The sequence below is a fragment of the Corynebacterium sp. ACRPH genome, from assembly GCF_022347285.1.
Classification (GTDB): domain Bacteria; phylum Actinomycetota; class Actinomycetes; order Mycobacteriales; family Mycobacteriaceae; genus Corynebacterium.
In genome coordinates this window covers 1-1,971 of sequence record NZ_JAKRND010000035.1, presented here as the reverse complement: position 1 = coordinate 1,971, position 1,971 = coordinate 1, and the positions used below count along the sequence as shown (strand labels likewise).

Here is a 1,971-nt window from a genome sequence, read left to right as displayed (position 1 = left end):
GGCCGCGGCCGGTGAGTCCTGCTTCGTGGAGTCCGCCGTTGAGGAGGGCTTGGTAGAGGGGGAGGTTGTGGAGGCGGTCGAGGTAGGTGTCAACGACGCTGTCGCCGGTGTCTAGGGGGTTTCCGGTGAAGTCGCCGGCGGTTTCGATGAGGACGCAGACGGTGACGCGGCCGTGGTCATCGTAGCGGTAGTGATACGCAGCACCATTCCGGCCGGCTGGCTGGATTGATTATGGTGTCAGGACACAAGCTTGTGTGTTAGTCGTCGAAGTCTGTTCCTGCGGCCTTAGCTTGGTTGAGTGTTTGATGCAGGTTGTTGGTGTTGTTGAACAGGTCTGTCAGCTGGGTGTGGAGTGGTTGCAGGGTTTCGGTGGTGCCGATGAGGCTGAACATGCCCGCGTCACTGTCGAACTCAATGCCGTCGGTGGTGACGTTTGCTTGTCGAAGTAGGTACTTGGCGAGGCTATCGAGGAAGTAGCCGTTGGGTGTGTGCCCTGCTTGTTCTATGACGCCGACTGCTTCCTTGGGAATGGTGTCCATAGCGGCGAACAGGGTGGTCATACCGTCGAGTTCTGCGAGGTGGAAGAGTGGTTGGTCTTCCTGTTGCGTGTTGGTTGGCATCGTGTCTTGTTCCTGGCTTTCTGTGAGGTCGGGGTGTATGGGTCGCGGGGTATCGATTAATCCGTAGTAGGCAAGTGCATCTTCCAGAGCATATTCGATTTCGCGGTAGCCGCCTAGGACATCGGTCATAAAGTAGGTGCCTTCTGGGGCTTTATCCGTGGTGCCGCCTTGCGGCGGATTTGTGTCGTGGATCGTGTAGTTGATGATCCGTCTTTCCTTCGGTACCCACTCATTTTCTCTTGTTACGGGGACGAAAGCTTGTTCCTCTGGTGACCAGAAGGTCGCGAGTGTGTAGTGGAAGTAGTTGTCAAAAGGGATGGTATTAGGATGGCTTTTCGCTGGGATTCTTTGAAAAGGTCCGCCTTTTCTGAAGTCACTCTTGACGATCTGAATTGGTGGAATAAGTAGTTCGTTTTTTTCGACGAGCGGAAACCATGATGTATCGGATGGGTCGCTGATGAGCGCGCGATAAGGGTGGAGCATTGCAGCCGCGCCGAAGAATGCTTCGGTGGAGGTGACGCCAACAGGGATGTATCCGAGGGTGGTTTTCATCAGGTAGAGCTGTCCAGCTTTAGGGCGGCTGCCTTTGGGACTGTCTAAAGAAAATTCTAACAAGTTAACTCCTTATTTTATATTTGGATAATTATTTTCTATCCATTCTTTTCCGAATTCAGTTCCCTCTTTGTAGAACCTATGGTTCTTGCTCATGCTATTTATTTTGTTTTCGAGCAAACCATTCTCTAGTCCGAGATCTTTATATTCGGCTTGTGTGACTTTTGGAGGATTTGACATTCTTAAGCGTTCGATGAGGTGCTGTTCGACGCCACGCGCTTCATACTTGCCCAAAGGATTGTCTCTATTAAGGACGCGCATTCCGCCTATAGGACGTGTGGTCGGGTGCGTTATCGCGTGTTGGATTGCCCTCATCCTAGGATGCTTGGTTATTCCTACATATGTAGTTTTTCCTCCATTAACGTAATGGTACACGTAGTGGTCTTTAACCTTGTTTGCGTCAGCCCAGCAACCCTTTAGCCCCAGCATGTCGACCCAGAATGCTGCGTGGTCGACATACCCCTGGGCTGAGGCGAGTCGTGGGGCGAGTCCGAGTGGGTCTTGGGCATTGTAGGCACCAAGGGTGGGGTTGTAGTAGCGGAACCGGTTGTACGCCCACCCGGATTCAACATCCTCGTACTGACCGGCAAACAACAACGGGCTGGTGCACCGACCAGACCACGTACGTGTGCCGTAGAGGGTTTGGGTGGTGTGTCCTTCGACGACACCGGTGGTGGTGTTGATCAGTTCCTGTGGTGCTCCGGCTAGGTCGCACACCAGGGCGTAGAACGTCGCATCA

Annotated in this window: 2 protein-coding genes; both read right to left on the bottom strand. The window is 53.2% G+C overall.

All coding sequences use genetic code 11. The features are described from left to right. Window positions 1–257 precede the first annotated feature (257 nt). Window positions 258–1,235 carry an Imm51 family immunity protein gene (locus tag MHX66_RS10425; protein WP_239202856.1) on the bottom strand — a complete coding sequence of 326 codons (978 nt, stop codon included), beginning with the start codon at window positions 1,233–1,235 and terminating at the stop codon, window positions 258–260. A gap of 9 nt (window positions 1,236–1,244) precedes the next feature. Continuing rightward, the coding region (locus MHX66_RS10585; RefSeq protein ID WP_304504324.1) for an RHS repeat-associated core domain-containing protein at window positions 1,245–1,971 on the bottom strand (727 nt) is incomplete at its 5' end.